An 18,696-nucleotide genomic window follows, 5' to 3' on the forward strand; every position below is an offset into this window, starting at 1 on the left:
CTTCGGTGATTTTCTTTCCACACGCACAGCACTGCATTGTTCCGGATTTCTGATATCGGGCATCCGCGTAGTAGTAATGGCGATTCTTTCGGCTCATGACACCCTCGCAATCAGCATGCCGCGCCGCTGAGTGATGCGAACCCGCGTAGGAAGATCCGCGACCAAAGAAAAGCCCTGACGGTGCAGGGCTTGTGATAGTGCTTTGTGGTTTCGGGCGATGATTGCGATCATGCAGCCTCCTTGCGGTGCCTGGTGATTTTCAGCAGGCGCTGGCAGTAGTGGGCGAACTCTTCGTTGGTGATGGCGTTGCCGGTGAGCATGTTGGTGATCATGTTCAGGACGATGCGCTGGGCGCCGGGCTCGCTGGCGGGGTGCTCCAGAGCCTCGAGCGCTTCATCAATGAGGATGTGAGGGCTCATAGGTCGGCATCCACGTCGTCTTCTGCCGCTTCCCGCTCCGATGCTACTGCGTCGGCGGCATAGGGCCTGAGCAGGTCCATAGCGATGCGCTCTGCGGCTTCGATGGGGCGGGGCTGCCCGATCAAGTCGGCAGCGTGTCCGCGTGAATCTGCCTGGCCGCCGATGATCGCCGACAGGAAGAGGCGGGCGAACGAATCTCGCTCGTCCAAGCCATCGATCTGGCGTTGGTTCAGGTGGCCCTGCAGGTAAGTGCAGAACCGGTCGAACGTCACCACCTGCGGCTGGCCGTAGCGGCGCTTCCATTTGATGTCCATACCGCACACCAACTGTTCAGCTGCGTGTTCCAGCCATTCCTGTTCTGGGTTCGCCTCGCTGATCTCTGGAGGCAACTGAGCGTCGTAACGCTCTTGGCATATCTTCAATGCTGCGTTCATGGTCGCCTCCAGGGTGGCGGGTTTTAATCTTCAGGTGCACATTCGTAGGATTCTGGATTCGGATGGCTGTGGTCTTCTTCACCACACACCCGACATTCCAGGTAGCTGTAGTGAACCGTTCCACTGACGGCGCCCGGATCGCTGCGCCATTGGCTTACACGACGCCAGCTATGATCGGCTTCGCATTTCTTTTCGCTCATGGCGACCTCCAGTGTTTGGGGTTAGGCGTAGGTCGGCTTTGGGTCGTTGTAGTTCGACTCGGTAGCTTGCGACTTGCTTGACTCGTTCATGACTCTCTCCATTCGTTGGTTCACCTGTATTCGTCAACACTCACGCACGGCTGTTTGCCGATGGGCGCCGGGGAGTGCTGACGGGTAGAGGCGAGGCGTAAAAAAGCCCAGTCGAAACCGGGCTTTTTCCTCTTTACGTACAAGCCTGCCGGGCGCATGAGGCGTCGGGCAGCTGGTTGGCTAGTCCATGATGGTTACCCTCCGTTGTTCGCTCACTGGGAAGGCAGTGGCCACCTATGAGATTGGGCGCCGGTCTTTCCCGGCTGTCACGGCGCTTGTGCCAGATCAAGGTAGCTCGCCAATACCAGGTTGGCGCTGACCCTGCGCAATGCGGGTTGAGCTATTCGCCGGTGATGCAGATGACCGGAGCTGATCCCGGCACGACTATTAGCGGCCTTAGTGACACCGGAGTTTCACCGGGGCGAAGGTTTCAGCCGCTTATTCTTGGACTCGCCGTGGCCATCTGGGCGCTTACTCACTCTACCGGCCACGATTCCCGCGATCCCTCAGGTCTTACACTTGCCCGTCAGCCCGGGCATTCATCTGCTTGTTGCGGTGATGCAGGTGGGCGGTTATAGGCCGCAGTTTCGTCCGCATCGGGGTGTGATCTGTCGTCCGGTCTGGGCTGCCCGGCTTGCTGGCTTTCGCCTCCCATATTCCTCCGCTCCGGCTTCCCATTTCTGGGCCCACCCATTGCGGGGCAAACAAATCACATTCCGATGCGGCCTGGTGCTGGGGAGTACCAGGTGCTCGGGCCCGGGCTTGCACCGGACTTCCACGTCACCATTACTTTTGTATGGGGTTCATACGTGTAGTTCGCCCATTTCCGTAGGCCTTCGCCATCCCGCTGCACCCTGTCGCGAAGGTGCAGAAGTGATGCTGCCTGTCACGCATACATCCGAACAGTGATGTGGCCGTTGCTTGCCACCACATGCTCCCAGTGGTTGAAGAAAACTCCGGCGCCGAACTTGTCGATGGCTGCCTGCCTCACCATGCTCATGACGTCGTGTGCCAGTTCGCCGTCTTCCGGGATCGCCAGCCACTCAACGCGCTTGTTGAGGGTTCTGTTGTTATCAATGTTGAATTGAGCCATTTCTGTTCCCTCCGTTGATTTCCAATGCCGCCTCATAGAAGCGGCATCAGTAAATCTGTGGGTGCTTCCTCTCCACCACGCGCATCGCCCGATTCATATCTCTGGCCAGGTCACACATTTCGTGTCCGGTGTTCTTCCTGGCTGGCTTGCGTGGTTTCGCGTACTCACATCTGGTGAGCACGGCCAGTTCCAGAGCTGGCGTGGAGATCGAATTTATTGCTCGCGCTGTGCCCATTGCTGGGGATCGATCTGCGAGGTTCCCGTGCTGTTAAAGAGCGGCGGGCTGTGAGGCCCTTCGCAGTCCCTGGTAAGTCGCTGCGATGGGTGAACAATACCTCCGGTATTGTATGGGGTCAATACCGCCGGTCATGTATTTTTCATTGGGGGTAAAAAAGGCCGCTCAATAGCGGCCTGGATGGAGAGGGAAGTGCTGCTACAATCGGACCAATCAGCGAGTGGAGGTAGCAATGAATCGGATTGCGATGGTGGGTGTGTTATCGATGCTTGGCGCGCCCGGGTTAGCATTCGGCTACACGCAGCAGGACGCCAACGATGATGCCGCTTTTATATGGTCATCAGGATGCACGGATTTCAAGTCCGGCATGAACGCTGGCGACTTTCGTGGATGGATGAGACCGGGTGAAGCGGTAAAGACTTTTTTAGGAATCAAAAGTATCGCGGTCAACAGGCTGTACATAGATGGGTGGGAAGTAGCTCGTGGGCTTGGTGGGGTTATCAACTGCGAGGAAGCGGCCAAGCATCGCGCGGCAGACTATGTGTCTGGTGTTGATATTCGGCGAGTGGAATAGGCCGCAAATAAGAAGCCCGGTGCATGTCCGGGCCTTTCTGTTTCTATAGCATCCCGCCACGCCAAACGACGCGCCCTATAATGCGGATCTCGTTTATCTCCCCGTCGCGCAGCGTCTCATCGCCATAGCGCGCCTTGTCAGGGTTGTCGCTTCGGATGATCCATCCGTCGAAGTCAGACCTCACCAGGCGCTTCACGATCGTGCCTTTCGATTCGCTCTGCATCGCGAAGATCTGACCGTCCTTCGGATCCACCCTCGACTCATCCACCAGCAGCACGTCGCCATCATTGATCGTCGGCTCCATGCTGTTACCGCTGGCGTAGATTACATCCAGGTGTTTTTGGTTGAGGTTGTTGGCGCGGAGCCACGCCGACTTAAAGGCCATGACGCCGCGTATCTCTACGTGCGGATTGTCATCTCCGCCTCCCGTCGAGCCGCGCGCTGTCAACTGTAGGACCCCAGTGTACCCAGGCTCATCCTTCAGATCGAAGCTGCGCGGAGGAGTGCGGCCGTCAGTTGGCTGCTGTGCGAATTTCCCAGGAAGCGCCTGAGACATTTTTTCGATCTGGGTCGCCAGCGTTGGGCTTATCTCCGAAACTGGCACGCCGAGCGCTTTCGCAAATACAACCGCCGCATTCACGCTCAACGCGGTTCGGCCGTTCATGAAGTGGCTGACAGCGCCCTGGGTGACACCGTCACCCAACTCTGAAGCAAGTTTTTCCTGGGTGAGCTTGAGCTCCCCGCGCTTGGCCTGGAACAGGGATTTCAGTCGGGCGCTGTCTTGCAGCTGCCATTCGGATAACGGAAGCCGTCGGGAGTCTTTTTTCATTCGCTGATGGTATTACCCACGGTATTTGCTTAACCAATATCGCCGGTATTGACTGCGAACAATACCGGCGGTCATACTTGTGGTGAAATCTACGTAGAGGACGCCGCAATGCGCCGAATCACACTCACCGAATTTGCCAAAGAGCACGGACATACCAAGGCCGCCCAGATGCTCGGTTGCACCCAGGGCGCACTTAGTAAAGCGATCCGTGTGGGCCGAGATGTTTTCGTGACCCTCGAAGATGACGGCAGTTTGTCGGCTCAAGAGCAGCGTCCGTTCCCGTCTCAAAAAACAGCCGCTTAACCACCTTGCATGCATTCAACAAAGGAGCCTCACCAATGGCATATGACGACACACGCCACCTGAAAGACCGGGAGATCAAGTCCCGTTATGACGATGAAACCTACGAAGCGTTAAAGGCCGTGGCCCGCCTGCACAAGCTGCAGCTGGCCGTGTTCGTGCGCATGTGCGTCGAGGAGAAGTTGGAAAGCATCGTTGAACCGAATGCTACCGGTAAACACATGCAGGCCTGAAGGCCCTGAAGGAGGCTATGTGCCTGAAACCACGATCTGCCACGGGATCGACGGGCGCCTCTACGAAAAGCTTGAACGACTGGCGAAGGCAGCAGGCAAGACGCCTGACGAATACGCCGCAGAGCTTGGAGCGGAGCGTTTTTTCGAGAAAACCAGGCCAAGGGGCGCCGGGAAGATCCGGCATCTACCAACAACAAGGCGTGACCCGCCGAAGGCCGTATTAGGGCCTGAAAAAGGAGGGACTGATGAAGACCTCAAACCATAAACCCAAATCGCAGGCACAAAAAAGCCGGGGTGCAATCCCGGCTTCTTTAACTGCATACAGCAAAACAATCTGTGAGGCCGATTATGCATACCTCTAACAACGATGTACAGGCCCTGAATAATCCCGCGCCACGTTTTTCGATTGCTGAAAACGTGTCGCGGAAAGAGGTGATCTCGGAAGAGATTCTCTCGATACAAGCCGGTACGGCCACCATGGCTGTAGCTTATGAGTGGGCGTTTAAGTTCATGTCCCTCGCGAGTCAGAAGGTCGGATCAATTAATTTGGGCGACTTGGATCATATGGATAGAGAGCAGGCTAGGGCTGCGCTCGACGAAATAGAAACTGGCCGAGAGCACTTGAGAGGCATCGCTCCACTCTTTGAAAAATACCCATATATCGCGGAGACCATGCGGTTTCATTGCAGCGCGCTGTTTTACGCCGAGGCAACCCTCATCCCGTTCTACATCCAGTGCAACAAGTCTTTCCTCGACCACAAAGCCTCGTCTACCAAGACCTATATCGTTCGCCATCCAATTACGGGAATGATCAAGATCGGCCGCACTAGCGACGTTCAAGGACGAATCAAGTCTTTGCAAACTGGGGCCGGAGCTATTCTCGCGACCCTGGCAGTAATCCCTGCGGATATTGAGCAAGAGCTTCACAAGCGCTTCGCCGCACTCCGTCGTCATGGTGAATGGTTTGAGGATGTAGACGGCCTCATCAGTTCTTTTGCAAAGACACGGGAGGCTGTGTAATGGCCCGCGCTCGCAACATAAAGCCCGCACTGTTCAAAAATGAAATCCTTGGGGTGGCCGACCCTATGGCTACCTTGCTGTTCGAAGGTCTTTGGCTACTTGCAGATAAAGCTGGCCGTCTTGAGGATCGCCCTCTGCGCATCAAGGGCGAGCTTTTTCCATACCGCGACGGCCTGGATATCGAGGGGCTTTTGAGGTTCCTTGCGGTCGAGGGCTTCATCGTTCGCTACTCCGTCGCAGCTAAGCGTTATATCCAAGTCGACAATTTCGACAAACATCAGAACCCGCATCGTAACGAACCAGAGTCAGTTATTCCTTCTGTATCAGAAGGTTGTATCACTACCGATTTTGGCGGAAGTACTTCTGCCATTCTCGGAAGCGCTCCGGCTGATTCTCTGATTCCTGATTCCGGATCCCTGATTCCTGATTCCCTCACCCCGTCAACGCCTCCGGCATTGCCGACTTCGCCGAGTGCAGATCTTTTCCCGAAGTTCTGGAAGCTCTACCCGAACAAGAAGGGCAAGGCTGCTGCGGAAAAGGCTTGGAGGAAACTCAAGGTCACTGACGAACTATTCGCCCTGATTGCCGAAGGCCTGGCTAAGCAGGTTGCTTGCCCGGCATGGACCAAAGACGGAGGCCAGTTCATCCCGCATCCGGCGAGCTGGCTCAACGGCAAGCGTTGGGAAGACGAGGTGAAGCTTTCCGGTAACGTCCACCAGTTCCCGCAATCGCGCCACGCCGGCTTCGCTGAACGCGACTACACCACCGGACTGATCGCTCGGGAGGATGGCACCTATGCGTTCTGACAAGATCGTTTCCATGCCCGCCACTACTCCGGCGCCGCAGCAGTCCACCGGCGTGTGCGAGGACCACGGCCAGTTCCCGCAGCAGGTGAATGTGATCTTCGGCCGGGAGTTCAAGACCGGGTGCCCAGAGTGCAGCCGCATCCGCAACGAGGATGAAGCCGCGCGCAAAGAGGCCCAGGAAGCCCAACTGCTGCGTATGCGCATGGCGGAAAAGCTGGGCTCGGCGCTGATTCCCAAGCGTTTCGCGGGCAAGACGTTCGCCGGGTACATCGCCGACACCCCCGAACAGCAGAAGGCGCTGAAGACCTGCATCCGGTACGCCGCCGAGTTCAAGCAGATAGCCGCCGCCGGCCGCTGCCTGTTGCTGCTGGGCAAGCCCGGTACCGGCAAGACGCACCTGTCGGTAGCCATCGCCAACGAGATCATGGCCAAGTCGAGCGACACCGCTGTGTACCGCACGATCGGGTCGGTACTCCAGGCCATCCGCGCCACCTACGACCACGCCAGCGACCAGAGCGAAAGCCAGATCCTGTCGAGCCTCATCAGCCCTTCGCTGCTGATCCTGGACGAGATCGGCGTCAGCAAGGAGAAGCCCAGCGACTTCGAGCTGACCACCCTGTTCGCCATCATCAACGGCCGCTACGAAGAGCTGCGACCTACCGTCATCGTTTCCAACCTCGACGCGAAGGCTTTGGCTACGGCTATCGGCGAGCGTTGCGCAGACAGGCTTCGGGAGGGTGGGGTGATCGTTATCCCGTTCGAGTGGGAATCGCAACGCGGCAAGGAGGGCTTTTGACATGACCGACTACACCGAGCTTAAGCGGCTGGCTGAGGCTGCAAAAACCGAGGAGGCGAGAGTAATCAAACTCTGCGCGTCTGGGTGCGGATGGGAGGCCCTGCCTGCTCAGGCCTCATTCCGATGCGTGGCCAGTGCTGAGGCAGTCCTCGCCTTGATCAAGGACCTTGAGAGCCACAAGCGCATGCTCCTGGCGGCAGTTTGCGACCTTGGCGCGATTGGCGAAGCACTCAAGTCCGACATGGACGCCGATGGCGATGAGCTGCTCGGCATGGTTATCGACCTGAAAGCGCAGAACACGCGAATGCTGGAATGGCTCAAGGACATAAGCCGTACATCCGGCGACAAGGGTGCAGTCATGGGGGCTCGCCAGTTGCTCAAGGAGTTCGCCGAATGAACGATTTCCGCGATTTGAAAGCGATTGCCGAGGCGTGCGAGCAGCATCAGCCGCTTCGTTTCATGCGCAGCCACGGTGCGCTGTACATCCGCAACGACAAGGGCATCGTCTTCGATGTGCATCAGAACCGCTCATTCCCTGGCGTCATGGCGCAGAACAAGGATTATGCGGATCTGGTGCTCGCCGCCAATCCTGCCGCCATTCTGGCCCTGATCGCCGAGAACGAAGCCATGGCCGGCATGCTCCAGCGCTTCGTGGATGGAGAGCACGACCAGGACGAGAACCAGGCTGAGCGGCACATGTACTTCACCGAAGCCCAGTCGCTGTTGGCGCTGGTGAGTGGCGAACTCGAAGCGCACACCATCGTTCCAGATTCGGCAATCAAGGCTATTCACGCCGAGCGCGACCAGCTCAAGGCCGAGAACGATACGCTGCGTGAAGAAGTCGCGCTGGACGACAAGCTCATTGCTGACCGTGATCGGCTGCTGAATATGTTCGAGTGCCCAGTTCACGGGCAGTGCATCCCTTTCGCGATGGACCAGGTCGAGGCGCTGCGCAAGGATGCCAAGCGCCTGCAGAGCGCTATTGATTTCGTCCAGAAGCTGCGTGATGCCGCAGGCAATCAGCCAAGTGTGGCGACAGGGTATTTGCACGACATCCTGTCTGCCATGGGCAAGGATGAACGGCCATGACCGACAAGATCAGCGTCAATTGCCGCTCCATGCTCACAGAGGCCATCACCCGCATGTCCAAGATGTTCGAGGACAAGCACTTCGTAGTGGTGAGTCTTCGCCCGGGCAAGGACCGTACCCTGGACCAGAACCGTTTGTGGTTCGCGATGTACAAGCGCGTCGCCGAGATGACCCAGATCGGTGACGCTGCTGACGCCCGCAAGTACTGCAAGCTGCACATCGGCGTGCAGATCCTGCTGAACGAGGACGCCGGGTTCCAGGCCGAGTGGTACCGGGTGATGCGTCACCTGCCATACGAAACCAAGCTGGACATGATGGGCGAGTGCCACCTGTTCGGGCCTGACGGCTTCCCGGTGACCAGCCTGTTCAATCGCGCCCAGGGCATCGCCTACACCGACCGCATCGTCGCGCGCTTTGCTCCGCAGGGCGTGTACTTCTCTGACCTGCTTAGCCAGGAGGCCGCATGAGCCAGTTCAAGCCGGGTGACCTGGCGCTGATTATCCGCGCTACACATGCCGAAAACATTGGAAAAGTAGTAGAGCTTATTCGCTTCGACAGGAGCGAGAAAATCGCGCTCCCTGAAGATACCCCTCGAAGTTTCGCCCCCAATCCCAAACACATTGCGTGCTGGGTGATTCGGGGGAACCTCGTAGCTCATAGCACTCTGCGTGGCGAGATCAATTCCACTGTTGGAGCAGCACCGCAGTCATGGCTCATGCCCCTACGCGGCGATTTCGCGCCCGAGCAGCAGAAAGCCAAGGAGGCTGTATGACCATCGAACGTAAGCAGGCCAAACCGAAGAAATGCCGCGTTGCTACCTGCAGGGCCTCATTCGTCCCTGCGCGCCTGGGCCAGGCGGTGTGCAGTCCGGCCTGCGCAATGATCGACGCGCCCAGGCATGAGCCGAAGGCGCGCAAGGCCCTGGCCGACATCGAGCGCAAGGACATCAAGGTCCGCAAGGAGAAGTTGAAGACCCGCGCGGATCATCTGCGCGAAGCCCAGGCCGCGGTGAACGAGTACGTGCGTCTGCGTGACGCGCACCTTCCGTGTATCAGCTGCGACTCATCGCCGAACGACAACGATCTCATGACCGGCAGCCGCTGGGACGCTGGGCATTACCGTTCTGTCGGCGCCTGCCCGGAGCTGCGCTTCGAGCCGATGAACATCCACCGACAGTGCGTGAAGTGCAACCGCAACCTTTCCGGCAACGCTGTGGAGTACCGCATCCGCCTGGTGCAGCGCATCGGCGCTGAGAAGGTGTCCTGGCTTGAGGGGCTGCACGCGCCGTGCAAGTACACCGTCGAAGAGATCAAGGCCATCAAGGCCAAGTACCGGGCAATGACCAGAGAACTCAAGAGGGCGGCAGCATGAACTATCAAAACGTCATTTCGGCAGTCGTCCGCGCTCTGGCAGCGGAAACCATCAACAGCGCCGGCGGATGCAATGTCGAGCCCAGGGTACAGACCAGCAAGCTCAAAGGCGAGATCACTGGCAAAGATGCGGCACTGCTCGCCGACTGCATCGTTCACAAGCTGCTGCACGCCCAGCTCGCCCCGCGCCATTGGAATGCATTGGTGGCCAAGTACAGCACCCACCGCGGGCGCAAGATCGATTCAATCGGTCGCCTGGTCGCGGTTGTGCCTACACCCGCGCCGCTGCGATTCACCCAACAGGCCGTGCTGGTCTGGGCGGTCCCGCAGCAGTCGAAGGGCATCCAGCGCGCCATGGTCGAGGTGAAGGCGCCAAAGCATCGGGAAAACAAGGAAGATGGCCAGTGGGATTGGCGCAACAAGGCAGCTGATGCGGATGTGGCCCGCGCCAACAAGCACGCCAGGTCGGTCGCCGAGTCGAAGCCGGGGGAGATGATCGTCCTTGCCGAGTCGAACTACGACATGACGAACTGGGACACCCAAGGCCTGACGGAGCGGACCTATCAGCGATGGAATAAGTCGATCAAGGGTGCTTTGGAAGGCCTTGTGAACGAAGCGCTTGTAGATGCCCAGCACATGCTTGAAGAGGTAGGCGTGCTGTCTGGGGAGGCGGCTTGAAAATAGTCCCTCAAAAGGGCTTGCAATATCATGTCGCCATGTCGTAAATTAAGCACATCCTGTCATTCCTGCGTGTGTAGGACTGACTAACGAAACCCGGCCGCCGCGCCGGGTTTTTTGTTGCCTGAATTCCAGGTGCTCCTTGCTGCATCTTGGCCTCACCCTAATGAGGCCCTTTTAATTCCCTGGTGCCCCCTATGACAGAAGTGTCGCGCATTGCAGATAGCACGGCGTTCAAGGTTGCCGTGCCGATACTGCAGACGGTTCTGTCGGCTGCCGCTATAGGCGCCTTTGCGTATGTGGTCAGCTCGCTTGGTTCGCTCCAGGTGCAGCTGGCCGCCTACCAAACCAATCAGGCCCTGATCGGCCAGAGGGTGGAATCGTTGGAGCGATCGAGGGAGTCGACCGACAAGTTCGTCGATTCCCTCCGGATCACAACCCAGCGCCAAGAGTTCCAGATCAATCAAGTAGTTGACAGCCTGCGCGACCTGGTGAAGAACGGACGCCCAAAATGAGAATTTTGCTGATCGTGATGTTCCTGATTGCCGGGTGCACGACCAAGCATGTTCCGCCACCCCAGATCACCTACACGGTATCCGGCCTCACCGCCTCGAACTGCGCACCGTCTGAGCGACTGGCTCGACAACTGCGAGAGGCCCGGAAGAGTCGCGATGAATGGAAGCTCTACGCCGAAAGGCTGGAGAAACTACCGGCAGCGAAGACACCCCATGAATCTAATCCCTGAATGGCGAAAGTTCTGGCGCATGACCAGTGTGCAACTGGCAATCATCGGTGTTGCCCTCAATGCGGCCGCCGCTGGCTGGTCCGCCTTCCAGGGCGCGGTAGACCCGCTGATCTTCGCCTCGGTGAACATGGTCCTCGGTATCGGGGTTGCAGTCGTCAGGGTGATTCAGCAGCCAGCTCTGCGAACAGACGACAAGCCGGATGACCCGGCCAGTTAATCCGCGCCACGTTTTCGAATGCGCCAAATCGTGGCGCGAAGGGATTCACATGACCGACAAGCAACCCACCGACTGGGAGCGCATCGAGCAGCTCTACAGGGCTGGCGTGCTGTCAGTGCGAGAGATCGCAACAACCTGCACCGTGTCCCATGTCTCCATCCACAAGCGCGCCAAGCGTGACGGATGGACGCGCGACCTTGCAGGGAAGATCAAAGCCAAGGCTGATGCGCTGGTTAACAACCAGGTGGTTAACAGCGAGGTTAACAAGGAACGAGCGTTAACCGAGAAAGGCATTGTTGATGCAAATGCCCAGATCATTGCTGATGTCCGGATCGCACACCGCGCTGACATTGGTCGGTCGCGTCGACTCACCAACAAGCTGCTGGATGAGCTTGAGGCGCTGACGGATGAGCAGGGCACCATCAGGGAGTTGATTGATCAGCTCAAGGATGGCGACCACGAAGACGGCGACGCGATGTCTGATGTCCTGAAGCTTGCCAGCAAGATGAGCGCTCTCCCGAATCGAACCAAGACCATGAAGGAATTGGCCGACACCCTGAAGACGCTCGTTTCCCTTGAGCGGCAAGCATTTAATCTTGATGAGGCTGAAGGAGATAGGCCGCCTGGTGGTGACACTGGTCGGACCGCTGTCGATTCGTCGCTCATCGCCGCCCTGGTAGACAAGCTGGTGGACTGATGGCTATCAAACCGATCGAGTGGGACGCGCTGAGCCACGCTGAGCGCTCCGCCTTGGTCGCGGCTGGCGAGCATAGCCCTTTGGCCTTCACCAGCCTGTGGTTCAACATTACCCAGGGCGACAGCTTCAGGACGAACTGGCACCACCACTACTTCGACTATGCCGCCCGCAAGATGCTTGCCGGTGACGCGCAGAACATCGTCGTGAACATCCCGCCAGGCGGCACCAAGACCGAGTTCTGGTCTGTTCACCTGCCTGTCTACACGATGGTCAAGCACCGCCGGGTGCGAATCCTCAACACCAGCTATTCCAAGAGCCTGGTAGATGAGAACAGCGAGCGCAGCCGCGCCCTGGTCAAGTCTGCTGAGTTCCGCGAGTTCTACCCCTTCGATATCGAGAAGGACAAGGTAGACGACTGGACACTCGCCAAGGATGGGAAGCGCGTACACCAACTGTTCAGCCGTTCAAGCGGTGGGCAGATCACCGGTGTCCGTGGCGGCTACATGGGCGACGAGTACAGCGGCCACATCCAGGCGGATGACTGGGACAAGATCGACGATCTGTTCAGCGAGGCAAAGCGCCGCAAGTCACACACGCGCCTGGTGAACACCTTGCGCAGCCGGAAGGCACACAGCGGCACACCATTCGTTGCCATCCAGCAGCGCGGCCACATCGACGACTCGACTGCGTTCCTGTTGTCGGGCGGCATGGGCCTGAAGATCGATCTGCACATCAAGATCCCGGCCCTGGTCAATCAGGAATACATCGACTCACTGCCTGACGGCATCCGCGAGCGCTGCATCAAGAGCGTGTGCGGGTCCGAGCAGGTAGACGGCTATTGGTCGTACTGGCCGGCCAAGGAAAGCGTTCACGACCTGATCGCGCTCCGCACGGCTCACCCGTACACCTTCAGCAGCCAGTACATGCAGGACCCCGACACGCTCGACGGCGGGATCTTCTCGGCTGACGACTTCCAGTACTACGGCGACGTGGATGCTGGTGCTGATCTGCCTCTGCCGGAGAAATTCGACTACCGCTTCATCACTGCCGACACCGCGCAGAAAACCAACACCTGGAACGACTGGACCGTGTTCGGGGAGTGGGGAGTGGCCGAGGGACGAATCTACCGGGTTGGCATGAAGCGCGGCCGGATGGATGCCAAGACCCTGCGGCGGGAGTTCGAGGCGTTCGTCAAGGGTGCCTGGGCCAAAAACGGCAAGACCAATGGCGTCCTGCGCCGTGTCTACGTCGAGGACAAATCAAGCGGCACCGGCCTGATCCAGGAGATGGAGAAGCGACTACCGCTCAAGGTGACGCCAGTCCCTCGGGACCGCGACAAGCTGACCAGGGCGCTCGACGTTCAAGGCTTCCATGCTGCAAAGCTGGTGTGCTTGCCCTACGACGACAGCCAGAACTATGAGTTCGTGTGCGAAGTCGCCTCGTTCACTGCCGACGACAGCCACAAGTACGACGACCAGACCGACGTGATGATCGACGCTCTGTCCGAGGTTTACATCAAAGGCAAGCGCTCAATCCGCGATCTCCTATAACCAAATCGGTGACCCCATGAGCAAGAAGGGCTTAGTGCCAGCAGACAAAAAGCTGGGCAAAGCCCTTGTGCGGGCCGCTCAGAAGTACGAGGCGTCCATCAAGTCGTCCAGTGACGGCCTGGTGAACGTCGTGTCCGGCCTTGGCACCCAGAAGGCCAAGCGGTCCCACAACCAGTTCCAATACGGGTTCCTGAACGATTTTCAGCAGCTGGACGCGGCTTATCAAACCAGCTGGCTTGCCCGGGCGATCGTGGACTACCCGGCCGAGGACATGACCCGCGAGTGGCGCACCCTCAAGTGCGACGACGCGGACGTGATCCGGGCCGAGGAAGACCGCCTGCAGCTGCCGGCCATGGTCAGCGAGGCAACCAGCTGGGCGCGCCTGTACGGGGGCGCCGGCATCCTCATGCTGACCAACCAGGACCTGACCAAGCCGCTCAAGCCGGAGAAGATCAAGAAGGGCGATCTGTACCGCCTGCTGGTGATCGACCGCTTCGACATGACGGCGATGGACCTGAACCAAACCAATATCCTGGCCGCCAACTACTTGCAGCCGGAGTTCTACACCATTTCAGCCGGCGCCCAGCAGATCCACTGGACGCACTTCGCCCGGTTCGCCGGTGCCAAGCTGCCGCGCCGCCAGCGAGCACAGACGCAGGGCTGGGGCGACTCAGAGCTGCGTAAGTGCCTCGACGACGTGATGGACATCGTAGCCAGCAAGGACGGCATCGCCGAGCTGATGCAGGAAGCGAACGTCGACATCATCAAGCGTGAAGGCCTCTCGGATGAGCTGGCAAGCGATCAGGACGACGCCATCACGGCGCGTTACGCCCTGTTCAGCATGATGAAGTCCTCGATCAACCTGGCGCTGCTGGATGGCGAAGAGACCTACGACCGCAAGACCCTGGACCTTTCCGGGGTTGCGCCGGTGCTCGACACGCTCATGACCTGGATCAGTGGTGCGGCGGATATACCGCTCACTCGGCTGTTCGGCACGTCCGCCAAGGGCCTCAACGCCACCGGCGAAGGGGACATGGACAACTACTTCAACTCGCTGTCATCGAAGCGCCTGACCCAGATTGACCCAGGCCTTCGTCAGCTGGACGAGGTGCTGGTCCGTTCGGCAACCGGCCAGTGGCTTGACGACTTCAACTACGTCTGGAACCCATTCCAGCAGCCTGACGCGGTGCAGATCGCCACGGCGAACAAGGCCAAGGCGGAGACCGACCTGCTCTACAAGGATGGCGGCATCGTCACCACCAGCCAGATCCAGCGACGCCTGCAGGCCGAAGAGCTCTACCAGTTCGACGACGAGAAGATCGCCGCGCTGGAAGAGGACGAGGACCTGACCATGTTCACCGACCCGGTGGATGACGACGACAAGGTTGAATGACCATGGACATGATCGGCATCCAGTACAACGCCAAGCTGCAGCGGCTGGTGAAGCAGGTCAAGGCGTCGATCAGCAAGGAGCTCATACCGCTCGTTCGCCAGTTGGCGCCGGAGTACACCCAGGACGCGGTGGTAACGACTGACGCCTGGTCTGACCTGATCCTAAATACGATGGGCCGCCTCGTCCAAAGGTGGCAGTCGGAGCATTTCGGCTCGGGCGCCGGGCGCATCGCCGCAGACTTCGTGCAGGCCGCCCTGAAGAAGTCCGAGCGGGACATGAAGCGCTCGGTCGGCATCGACGTATTCAGTGGCAATAAAGTGCTTCAGGACTATCTCAAGGCCTCGGCGCAACAGAACGTCCAGCTGATCAAGTCCATCCCTGGCAAGTACCTGGAAGAGGTGCAGACGCAGGTGATGGCGAACATGCGCGCGGGCATGCGGCCCAGCTACATCGAGAAGGCGTTGCAAGAGCAGTACGGCGTGACGCAGCGCCGAGCCAAGATGATCGCCCGCGACCAAACCTCAAAGATCCAAGGCGAGCTGGCAGAGAAGCAGCAGACGACCGCCGGCTTCGAGTACTTCCAGTGGGTTGACGCCGATGATGAGCGTGTCCGCACCAGGCACCGCGCCATCGACGAGAAGGTCACCGCATACGGGAAGGGCATCTACCGCTGGGACAACCTCCCGTTGAGCGACAAGGGCGTCCCGATCAAGCCGGGCTCCGACTATCAGTGCCGATGCATCGCACGCCCTGTAAGCGCTCGCGAGGTCAAGGCCAACCAAGACGCAGGCCGCACAGCGCCGGGCGTCTACCGCTAATTCATCCAATCCGCGAGGCCGCAACATGAAGTGCACGGTTTTCGACCGGGCTGGGTATCGCATCACCCAGCGAGAGTACACCGACGAGGGGTTCCTCAAGGTGCCGGCCAGGGTGGCCCGCACCGGGATTCAGGAGTACCTGGCCCGCGAGCTTGGGCTCGACGGTGACCCGAATCGCATTGTTCGCGTGTATCGGCCGCCGGAAGAGGTTTTCTCGCCTGATTCGCTGGGCACCTACGACTCCAGCGACATCACCAACGATCACCCGAAAGAGCTTGTCACTGCGCTGACCTACAAGGGCGTGGCGGTGGGCGTGGTGCGAGGCCCTGGGCGGCCAGATGGCGACTTTGTGGCCGCCGACCTGATCGTCAAGGATCAGAAGACCATCACCGACATCAATGCCGGTAAGTGCGAGGTCTCCGCCGGATACACCGCAATTTACGACCACGCGCCAGGCGTTACCGAAGACGGCAAGGCGTACGAATACATCCAGCGTGAAATCCGAATAAACCACGTTGCGATCGTTGACCGAGCAAGGGCGGGCGCCAATGCCCGCGTTTTTGACCACAACCCAGGAGGCAACACAATGCCTGTACTTATCACCACCGATAGCGGGCGCAGCGTTGATGTTGCTGATCCTGCGAACGCCCAAGTGGTCGCCGACTCGTTCGACCGATTGCTGAAGCGTGCCACCGATGCGGAAACCAAGGCTGATAAGGCCCAGGCTACCGCGGACAAGGCTGCCGAAGACTTGGCCGAGGCCCGCAAGGCTTCGAGCGATGTCGCAATTGGCGAGCGCGTCAAGGCAATCAGCGCCACCCAGGCCCTGGCGCGCAAGGTCGCCGGCGACGGTTTCACCTGTGACAGCCTCGACGTAATCGAGATCAAGCGTGCCGCCCTGGCCGTTGCCCTGCCGAAGCGTGACTGGTCGGACAAGTCCGCCGGCTACGTTGAGGCCTCCTTCGACGCCGAGTCCGATAAGGACGAGGAAGAAGAGGAGGACGACGGCAAGGGTGGCAAGAAGCCGAAAATGCCAACCGGTGACACCGCTGCGCTCTTCGCTCAGTTCATGCAGCTGGCCAAGGACGGTGCAAGCACCCCTGCGACCACGGACGCCGCGCCGACCCCATACCAGGCCCACAAGCAAAGCTTGTCCGGCGCCCACAAACAGAAAGGAGCCTAACCATGCCAGTTCAAGGTGGTAACGCAATCAACCACGGCGTCGCGTACGCGGGCATGGTCGCTGATGGCGAAGTGTCCAACGGCGTCTCCAAGGTCAACAAGGGCACCGTCAACATCGCCTACGGCCTGGGCGTGGTCACTGACGGTGACGACGGCGCCAAGCTGCCGGTAGCCGCATCGACCGCGGCCCAGTTCATCGGTGTCGTGAAGCGTGAGCTGAACCGCGCCTACACCTCGACCGATGTATTCGGCGCTGTCGCCAAGCGCGACATGACCGTCGAGACCATGGCGCCTATCTGGGTAACCGCCCGCGTGGCGGTCGCCAAGGATGACCCGGTCTACCTGGTAGTCGGCGACGGCACCGGTACCAACCAGGGCCAGTTCTCCAACGTGGTCGGCGCCGCCGCCACTCTGGCAGTCCTGATCCCGAACGCCAAATGGGTCAGCACCGCCGGCGCCGGCGCACTGGCTAAAATTTCTCTGAAGGTCGGGGGCTAATCGACATGACTCAGCTTAAGAAAATCGTCGTAGCCATCGATGCTGCAATCGCGCAACAGATCGGCCGTGACGCTCACCAAGTAACCTTTATTGACGGTCTTCCGACTCTCGACGATGGCCTGGCGTTCTATATCAGCCAGTTAGCAAACCTGGAATCTCGTATCTACGAGGCCAAGTATGCCGCGATCAACTACATGGAGTTGATCCCTGTTGACACCTCGCTTCCTGAATGGGTAGACGAGTGGAATTACATCAGCTACGACGGCGTGACCATCGGAAAATTCATCGGCGCCAGCGCTGACGACCTGCCTGATGTAACCATCAACGCGAACAAATCCAGCGTGCCAATCGGCTACGCTGGTAACAAGTACAGCTACAGCCTGGACGAACTGCGCAAATCGCAACAACTGCGCATTCCTCTGGACACCACCAAGGCGCGCCTGGCCTTCCGTGGTGCCCAAGAGCACACCCAGCGCGTGGCGTACTTCGGCGATGCGGCTCGCGGCATGACTGGCCTGTTCAACAACCCGAACCTGGCGCTCTCGAACTCGACGCTGGACTGGTACAACGCTGCCACCACCGGTGACCAGATCGTCGCGGACCTGAACAAGATCCTGGTTGATGGCTACATCAACTCGGCGACCGTTCACCTGTTCGATACCGTGATCCTTGATGCTGCCCGTTTCGCGTTCATCTCGAACAAGCGGATGGGCACCATCACCGACAAGACGATCCTTGAGTACTTCCGCACCAACAACCAGTTCACTGCGCTGACCGGTCGCCCGATCAACATCTTCAGCCGCCTGCAACTGTCCGCTGCCCAGCTGGCCGCCGCTGGCGTGTCAAACGGCAACAAGGACCGCATCGTCGCTTACGAGCTGAACGACGAGAACCTGGGTATGCAGGTGCCGATCCCGTGGCGCTCCCTGGCTCCGCAGTTCCACAACCTCACGGTCAGCGTGCCGTGCGAATACAAGTTGTCTGGCGTGGAATTCCGCTACCCGTTCTCTGGCGCTTACCGCGACCAGTTCTAACCAGCCGTTCCAGGGCCGCCTCCGCTATGCCCGGGGCGGCGGCCAATGACTCCGGGCGAGGATTCGACATGTTCCTGAAGAACGAAGCAGCACGACTGATCACCATCAACCACCTGGTGGACGACAAAGAAACCAGCTACCCGATCCTGCCTGGCGAAAACCCGGCGGTCGAAGTTCCGGACGCGGTGGCAAAGATCGATTTCGTCAAGGCTCTGCTGAAGAACGGCGACCTGCGCCGCGTTGGTGCTGATGAGTTGGAAGCCGACGATGGTGAAGAAGACGACCTGAACGCCCAGGCCGAAGCGCTTGGCATCAAGGTCAACAAGACTTGGGGCGAAACGCGCCTGCGCGAAGAAATCGCTAAGGCTCAGGCAGCACAGTAACACCCGGGCGCCT

At 59.3% G+C, this 18,696-nt stretch carries 29 protein-coding genes; 23 read left to right on the top strand and 6 right to left on the bottom strand.

The genetic code is table 11. The features are described from left to right. Positions 1–93: 93 nt before the first annotated feature. The 5 genes from C8K58_RS32430 to C8K58_RS19110 all read right to left on the bottom strand — a co-directional run bounded on the left by C8K58_RS32430 (position 94) and on the right by C8K58_RS19110 (position 2,236). Positions 94–231 (bottom strand): hypothetical protein, encoded by a 138-nt coding sequence (locus C8K58_RS32430; protein WP_156179858.1) that lies wholly within the window; start codon positions 229–231, stop codon positions 94–96. Continuing rightward, the gene (locus C8K58_RS19095) at positions 228–419 is read right to left on the bottom strand and encodes a hypothetical protein (RefSeq protein WP_108574082.1); all 192 of its coding nucleotides are present in this window, start codon (positions 417–419) and stop codon (positions 228–230) included. Before C8K58_RS19095 ends, C8K58_RS32430 begins: the two co-directional genes overlap by 4 nt. Next, positions 416–853 carry a hypothetical protein gene (locus C8K58_RS19100; protein ID WP_256592531.1) on the bottom strand — a complete coding sequence of 146 codons (438 nt, stop codon included), beginning with the start codon at positions 851–853 and terminating at the stop codon, positions 416–418. The genes C8K58_RS19095 and C8K58_RS19100 overlap by 4 nt, the downstream gene beginning before the upstream one ends. Positions 854–876: 23 nt before the next feature. Next, the gene (locus C8K58_RS32435; protein ID WP_158277081.1) at positions 877–1,053 is read right to left on the bottom strand and encodes a hypothetical protein; all 177 of its coding nucleotides are present in this window, start codon (positions 1,051–1,053) and stop codon (positions 877–879) included. Positions 1,054–2,029: 976 nt separating this feature from the next. Beyond that, on the bottom strand, positions 2,030–2,236 hold the full coding sequence (locus tag C8K58_RS19110; RefSeq protein ID WP_108574085.1) for a hypothetical protein: 207 nt from the start codon (positions 2,234–2,236) through the stop codon (positions 2,030–2,032). Between the two features lie 467 nt (positions 2,237–2,703). On the opposite strand from C8K58_RS19110, the gene C8K58_RS19115 reads away from it, so the two are divergent. Then, positions 2,704–3,045: a hypothetical protein gene (locus C8K58_RS19115; protein WP_108574086.1), complete on the top strand. Its 342-nt coding sequence runs from the start codon at positions 2,704–2,706 to the stop codon at positions 3,043–3,045. A 43-nt stretch (positions 3,046–3,088) separates the two neighbouring features. On the opposite strand, the gene C8K58_RS19120 is transcribed toward C8K58_RS19115, so the two are convergent. Next, entirely contained in the window at positions 3,089–3,874 is a 786-nt protein-coding gene (locus tag C8K58_RS19120) for a LexA family transcriptional regulator (RefSeq protein WP_108574087.1), read from the bottom strand. A gap of 108 nt (positions 3,875–3,982) precedes the next feature. Between C8K58_RS19120 and C8K58_RS19125 the strand changes: the two genes are divergently transcribed. The 22 genes from C8K58_RS19125 (at position 3,983) to C8K58_RS19230 (ending at position 18,683) form a co-directional block, all read left to right on the top strand. After that, positions 3,983–4,177 carry a Cro/CI family transcriptional regulator gene (locus tag C8K58_RS19125; protein ID WP_108574088.1) on the top strand — a complete coding sequence of 65 codons (195 nt, stop codon included), beginning with the start codon at positions 3,983–3,985 and terminating at the stop codon, positions 4,175–4,177. A gap of 35 nt (positions 4,178–4,212) precedes the next feature. After that, on the top strand, positions 4,213–4,407 hold the full coding sequence (locus C8K58_RS19130) for a hypothetical protein (protein ID WP_040267807.1): 195 nt from the start codon (positions 4,213–4,215) through the stop codon (positions 4,405–4,407). Between the two features lie 19 nt (positions 4,408–4,426). Further along, on the top strand, positions 4,427–4,672 hold the full coding sequence (locus C8K58_RS19135) for a hypothetical protein (RefSeq protein WP_108574089.1): 246 nt from the start codon (positions 4,427–4,429) through the stop codon (positions 4,670–4,672). A gap of 83 nt (positions 4,673–4,755) precedes the next feature. Further along, positions 4,756–5,427 (top strand): GIY-YIG nuclease family protein, encoded by a 672-nt coding sequence (locus tag C8K58_RS19140; RefSeq protein WP_108574090.1) that lies wholly within the window; start codon positions 4,756–4,758, stop codon positions 5,425–5,427. After that, the gene (locus tag C8K58_RS19145) at positions 5,427–6,233 is read left to right on the top strand and encodes a phage replication protein (RefSeq protein ID WP_108574091.1); all 807 of its coding nucleotides are present in this window, start codon (positions 5,427–5,429) and stop codon (positions 6,231–6,233) included. Before C8K58_RS19140 ends, C8K58_RS19145 begins: the two co-directional genes overlap by 1 nt. Then, positions 6,223–7,029, top strand: a complete 807-nt coding sequence (locus C8K58_RS19150; protein WP_108574092.1) for an ATP-binding protein — start codon at positions 6,223–6,225, stop codon at positions 7,027–7,029. The genes C8K58_RS19145 and C8K58_RS19150 overlap by 11 nt, the downstream gene beginning before the upstream one ends. Position 7,030: 1 nt before the next feature. Continuing rightward, positions 7,031–7,426 carry a hypothetical protein gene (locus tag C8K58_RS19155; RefSeq protein WP_108574093.1) on the top strand — a complete coding sequence of 132 codons (396 nt, stop codon included), beginning with the start codon at positions 7,031–7,033 and terminating at the stop codon, positions 7,424–7,426. Then, positions 7,423–8,118, top strand: a complete 696-nt coding sequence (locus C8K58_RS19160; protein ID WP_108574094.1) for a hypothetical protein — start codon at positions 7,423–7,425, stop codon at positions 8,116–8,118. Before C8K58_RS19155 ends, C8K58_RS19160 begins: the two co-directional genes overlap by 4 nt. Continuing rightward, positions 8,115–8,585 (top strand): hypothetical protein, encoded by a 471-nt coding sequence (locus C8K58_RS19165; RefSeq protein ID WP_108574095.1) that lies wholly within the window; start codon positions 8,115–8,117, stop codon positions 8,583–8,585. Before C8K58_RS19160 ends, C8K58_RS19165 begins: the two co-directional genes overlap by 4 nt. After that, positions 8,582–8,890: a hypothetical protein gene (locus C8K58_RS19170; RefSeq protein WP_108574096.1), complete on the top strand. Its 309-nt coding sequence runs from the start codon at positions 8,582–8,584 to the stop codon at positions 8,888–8,890. The genes C8K58_RS19165 and C8K58_RS19170 overlap by 4 nt, the downstream gene beginning before the upstream one ends. After that, positions 8,887–9,489, top strand: coding sequence for a recombination protein NinG (locus C8K58_RS19175; protein ID WP_108574097.1), 603 nt, complete (start codon positions 8,887–8,889; stop codon positions 9,487–9,489). Before C8K58_RS19170 ends, C8K58_RS19175 begins: the two co-directional genes overlap by 4 nt. Next, complete coding sequence (locus C8K58_RS19180) at positions 9,486–10,166, top strand: hypothetical protein (protein ID WP_108574098.1); 681 nt, start codon at positions 9,486–9,488, stop codon at positions 10,164–10,166. Before C8K58_RS19175 ends, C8K58_RS19180 begins: the two co-directional genes overlap by 4 nt. Positions 10,167–10,363: 197 nt before the next feature. Continuing rightward, entirely contained in the window at positions 10,364–10,681 is a 318-nt protein-coding gene (locus C8K58_RS19185; RefSeq protein WP_108574099.1) for a hypothetical protein, read from the top strand. Between the two features lie 213 nt (positions 10,682–10,894). Then, entirely contained in the window at positions 10,895–11,128 is a 234-nt protein-coding gene (locus tag C8K58_RS19190) for a hypothetical protein (protein ID WP_108574100.1), read from the top strand. 49 nt (positions 11,129–11,177) lie between these two features. Then, entirely contained in the window at positions 11,178–11,825 is a 648-nt protein-coding gene (locus C8K58_RS19195) for a hypothetical protein (protein ID WP_178087837.1), read from the top strand. Beyond that, positions 11,825–13,375, top strand: coding sequence for a phage terminase large subunit (terL, locus tag C8K58_RS19200; protein WP_108574101.1), 1,551 nt, complete (start codon positions 11,825–11,827; stop codon positions 13,373–13,375). The genes C8K58_RS19195 and terL overlap by 1 nt, the downstream gene beginning before the upstream one ends. A 34-nt stretch (positions 13,376–13,409) precedes the next feature. Then, the gene (locus tag C8K58_RS19205; protein WP_108574220.1) at positions 13,410–14,768 is read left to right on the top strand and encodes a DUF1073 domain-containing protein; all 1,359 of its coding nucleotides are present in this window, start codon (positions 13,410–13,412) and stop codon (positions 14,766–14,768) included. Between the two features lie 2 nt (positions 14,769–14,770). Beyond that, positions 14,771–15,586: a phage minor head protein gene (locus C8K58_RS19210; RefSeq protein WP_108574102.1), complete on the top strand. Its 816-nt coding sequence runs from the start codon at positions 14,771–14,773 to the stop codon at positions 15,584–15,586. 25 nt (positions 15,587–15,611) lie between these two features. Next, complete coding sequence (locus C8K58_RS19215) at positions 15,612–16,769, top strand: DUF2213 domain-containing protein (protein ID WP_108574103.1); 1,158 nt, start codon at positions 15,612–15,614, stop codon at positions 16,767–16,769. Between the two features lie 2 nt (positions 16,770–16,771). Further along, positions 16,772–17,266, top strand: a complete 495-nt coding sequence (locus C8K58_RS19220) for a hypothetical protein (protein WP_108574104.1) — start codon at positions 16,772–16,774, stop codon at positions 17,264–17,266. Positions 17,267–17,271: 5 nt separating this feature from the next. Further along, positions 17,272–18,300, top strand: coding sequence for a DUF2184 domain-containing protein (locus tag C8K58_RS19225; RefSeq protein ID WP_108574105.1), 1,029 nt, complete (start codon positions 17,272–17,274; stop codon positions 18,298–18,300). A gap of 68 nt (positions 18,301–18,368) precedes the next feature. Then, positions 18,369–18,683: a hypothetical protein gene (locus C8K58_RS19230; protein WP_108574106.1), complete on the top strand. Its 315-nt coding sequence runs from the start codon at positions 18,369–18,371 to the stop codon at positions 18,681–18,683. Positions 18,684–18,696: the final 13 nt, after the last annotated feature.

The organism is Pseudomonas sp. GV047 (assembly GCF_003058245.1).
Classification (GTDB): Bacteria; Pseudomonadota; Gammaproteobacteria; order Pseudomonadales; family Pseudomonadaceae; genus Aquipseudomonas; species Aquipseudomonas marginalis.

What these genes read in the sequence shown, in the direction of transcription:
- C8K58_RS32430 (WP_156179858.1), bottom strand. Translation starts at nt 231, where the DNA reads ATGATCGCAATCATCGCCCGAAACCACAAAGCACTATCACAAGCCCTG.
- C8K58_RS19095 (WP_108574082.1), bottom strand. Translation starts at nt 419, where the DNA reads ATGAGCCCTCACATCCTCATTGATGAAGCGCTCGAGGCTCTGGAGCAC.
- C8K58_RS19100 (WP_256592531.1), bottom strand. Translation starts at nt 853, where the DNA reads ATGAACGCAGCATTGAAGATATGCCAAGAGCGTTACGACGCTCAGTTG.
- C8K58_RS32435 (WP_158277081.1), bottom strand. Translation starts at nt 1,053, where the DNA reads ATGAGCGAAAAGAAATGCGAAGCCGATCATAGCTGGCGTCGTGTAAGC.
- C8K58_RS19110 (WP_108574085.1), bottom strand. Translation starts at nt 2,236, where the DNA reads ATGGCTCAATTCAACATTGATAACAACAGAACCCTCAACAAGCGCGTT.
- C8K58_RS19115 (WP_108574086.1), top strand. Translation starts at nt 2,704, where the DNA reads ATGAATCGGATTGCGATGGTGGGTGTGTTATCGATGCTTGGCGCGCCC.
- C8K58_RS19120 (WP_108574087.1), bottom strand. Translation starts at nt 3,874, where the DNA reads ATGAAAAAAGACTCCCGACGGCTTCCGTTATCCGAATGGCAGCTGCAA.
- C8K58_RS19125 (WP_108574088.1), top strand. Translation starts at nt 3,983, where the DNA reads ATGCGCCGAATCACACTCACCGAATTTGCCAAAGAGCACGGACATACC.
- C8K58_RS19130 (WP_040267807.1), top strand. Translation starts at nt 4,213, where the DNA reads ATGGCATATGACGACACACGCCACCTGAAAGACCGGGAGATCAAGTCC.
- C8K58_RS19140 (WP_108574090.1), top strand. Translation starts at nt 4,756, where the DNA reads ATGCATACCTCTAACAACGATGTACAGGCCCTGAATAATCCCGCGCCA.
- C8K58_RS19145 (WP_108574091.1), top strand. Translation starts at nt 5,427, where the DNA reads ATGGCCCGCGCTCGCAACATAAAGCCCGCACTGTTCAAAAATGAAATC.
- C8K58_RS19150 (WP_108574092.1), top strand. Translation starts at nt 6,223, where the DNA reads ATGCGTTCTGACAAGATCGTTTCCATGCCCGCCACTACTCCGGCGCCG.
- C8K58_RS19155 (WP_108574093.1), top strand. Translation starts at nt 7,031, where the DNA reads ATGACCGACTACACCGAGCTTAAGCGGCTGGCTGAGGCTGCAAAAACC.
- C8K58_RS19160 (WP_108574094.1), top strand. Translation starts at nt 7,423, where the DNA reads ATGAACGATTTCCGCGATTTGAAAGCGATTGCCGAGGCGTGCGAGCAG.
- C8K58_RS19165 (WP_108574095.1), top strand. Translation starts at nt 8,115, where the DNA reads ATGACCGACAAGATCAGCGTCAATTGCCGCTCCATGCTCACAGAGGCC.
- C8K58_RS19170 (WP_108574096.1), top strand. Translation starts at nt 8,582, where the DNA reads ATGAGCCAGTTCAAGCCGGGTGACCTGGCGCTGATTATCCGCGCTACA.
- C8K58_RS19175 (WP_108574097.1), top strand. Translation starts at nt 8,887, where the DNA reads ATGACCATCGAACGTAAGCAGGCCAAACCGAAGAAATGCCGCGTTGCT.
- C8K58_RS19180 (WP_108574098.1), top strand. Translation starts at nt 9,486, where the DNA reads ATGAACTATCAAAACGTCATTTCGGCAGTCGTCCGCGCTCTGGCAGCG.
- C8K58_RS19185 (WP_108574099.1), top strand. Translation starts at nt 10,364, where the DNA reads ATGACAGAAGTGTCGCGCATTGCAGATAGCACGGCGTTCAAGGTTGCC.
- C8K58_RS19190 (WP_108574100.1), top strand. Translation starts at nt 10,895, where the DNA reads ATGAATCTAATCCCTGAATGGCGAAAGTTCTGGCGCATGACCAGTGTG.
- C8K58_RS19195 (WP_178087837.1), top strand. Translation starts at nt 11,178, where the DNA reads ATGACCGACAAGCAACCCACCGACTGGGAGCGCATCGAGCAGCTCTAC.
- terL (WP_108574101.1), top strand. Translation starts at nt 11,825, where the DNA reads ATGGCTATCAAACCGATCGAGTGGGACGCGCTGAGCCACGCTGAGCGC.
- C8K58_RS19210 (WP_108574102.1), top strand. Translation starts at nt 14,771, where the DNA reads ATGGACATGATCGGCATCCAGTACAACGCCAAGCTGCAGCGGCTGGTG.
- C8K58_RS19215 (WP_108574103.1), top strand. Translation starts at nt 15,612, where the DNA reads ATGAAGTGCACGGTTTTCGACCGGGCTGGGTATCGCATCACCCAGCGA.
- C8K58_RS19220 (WP_108574104.1), top strand. Translation starts at nt 16,772, where the DNA reads ATGCCAGTTCAAGGTGGTAACGCAATCAACCACGGCGTCGCGTACGCG.
- C8K58_RS19225 (WP_108574105.1), top strand. Translation starts at nt 17,272, where the DNA reads ATGACTCAGCTTAAGAAAATCGTCGTAGCCATCGATGCTGCAATCGCG.
- C8K58_RS19230 (WP_108574106.1), top strand. Translation starts at nt 18,369, where the DNA reads ATGTTCCTGAAGAACGAAGCAGCACGACTGATCACCATCAACCACCTG.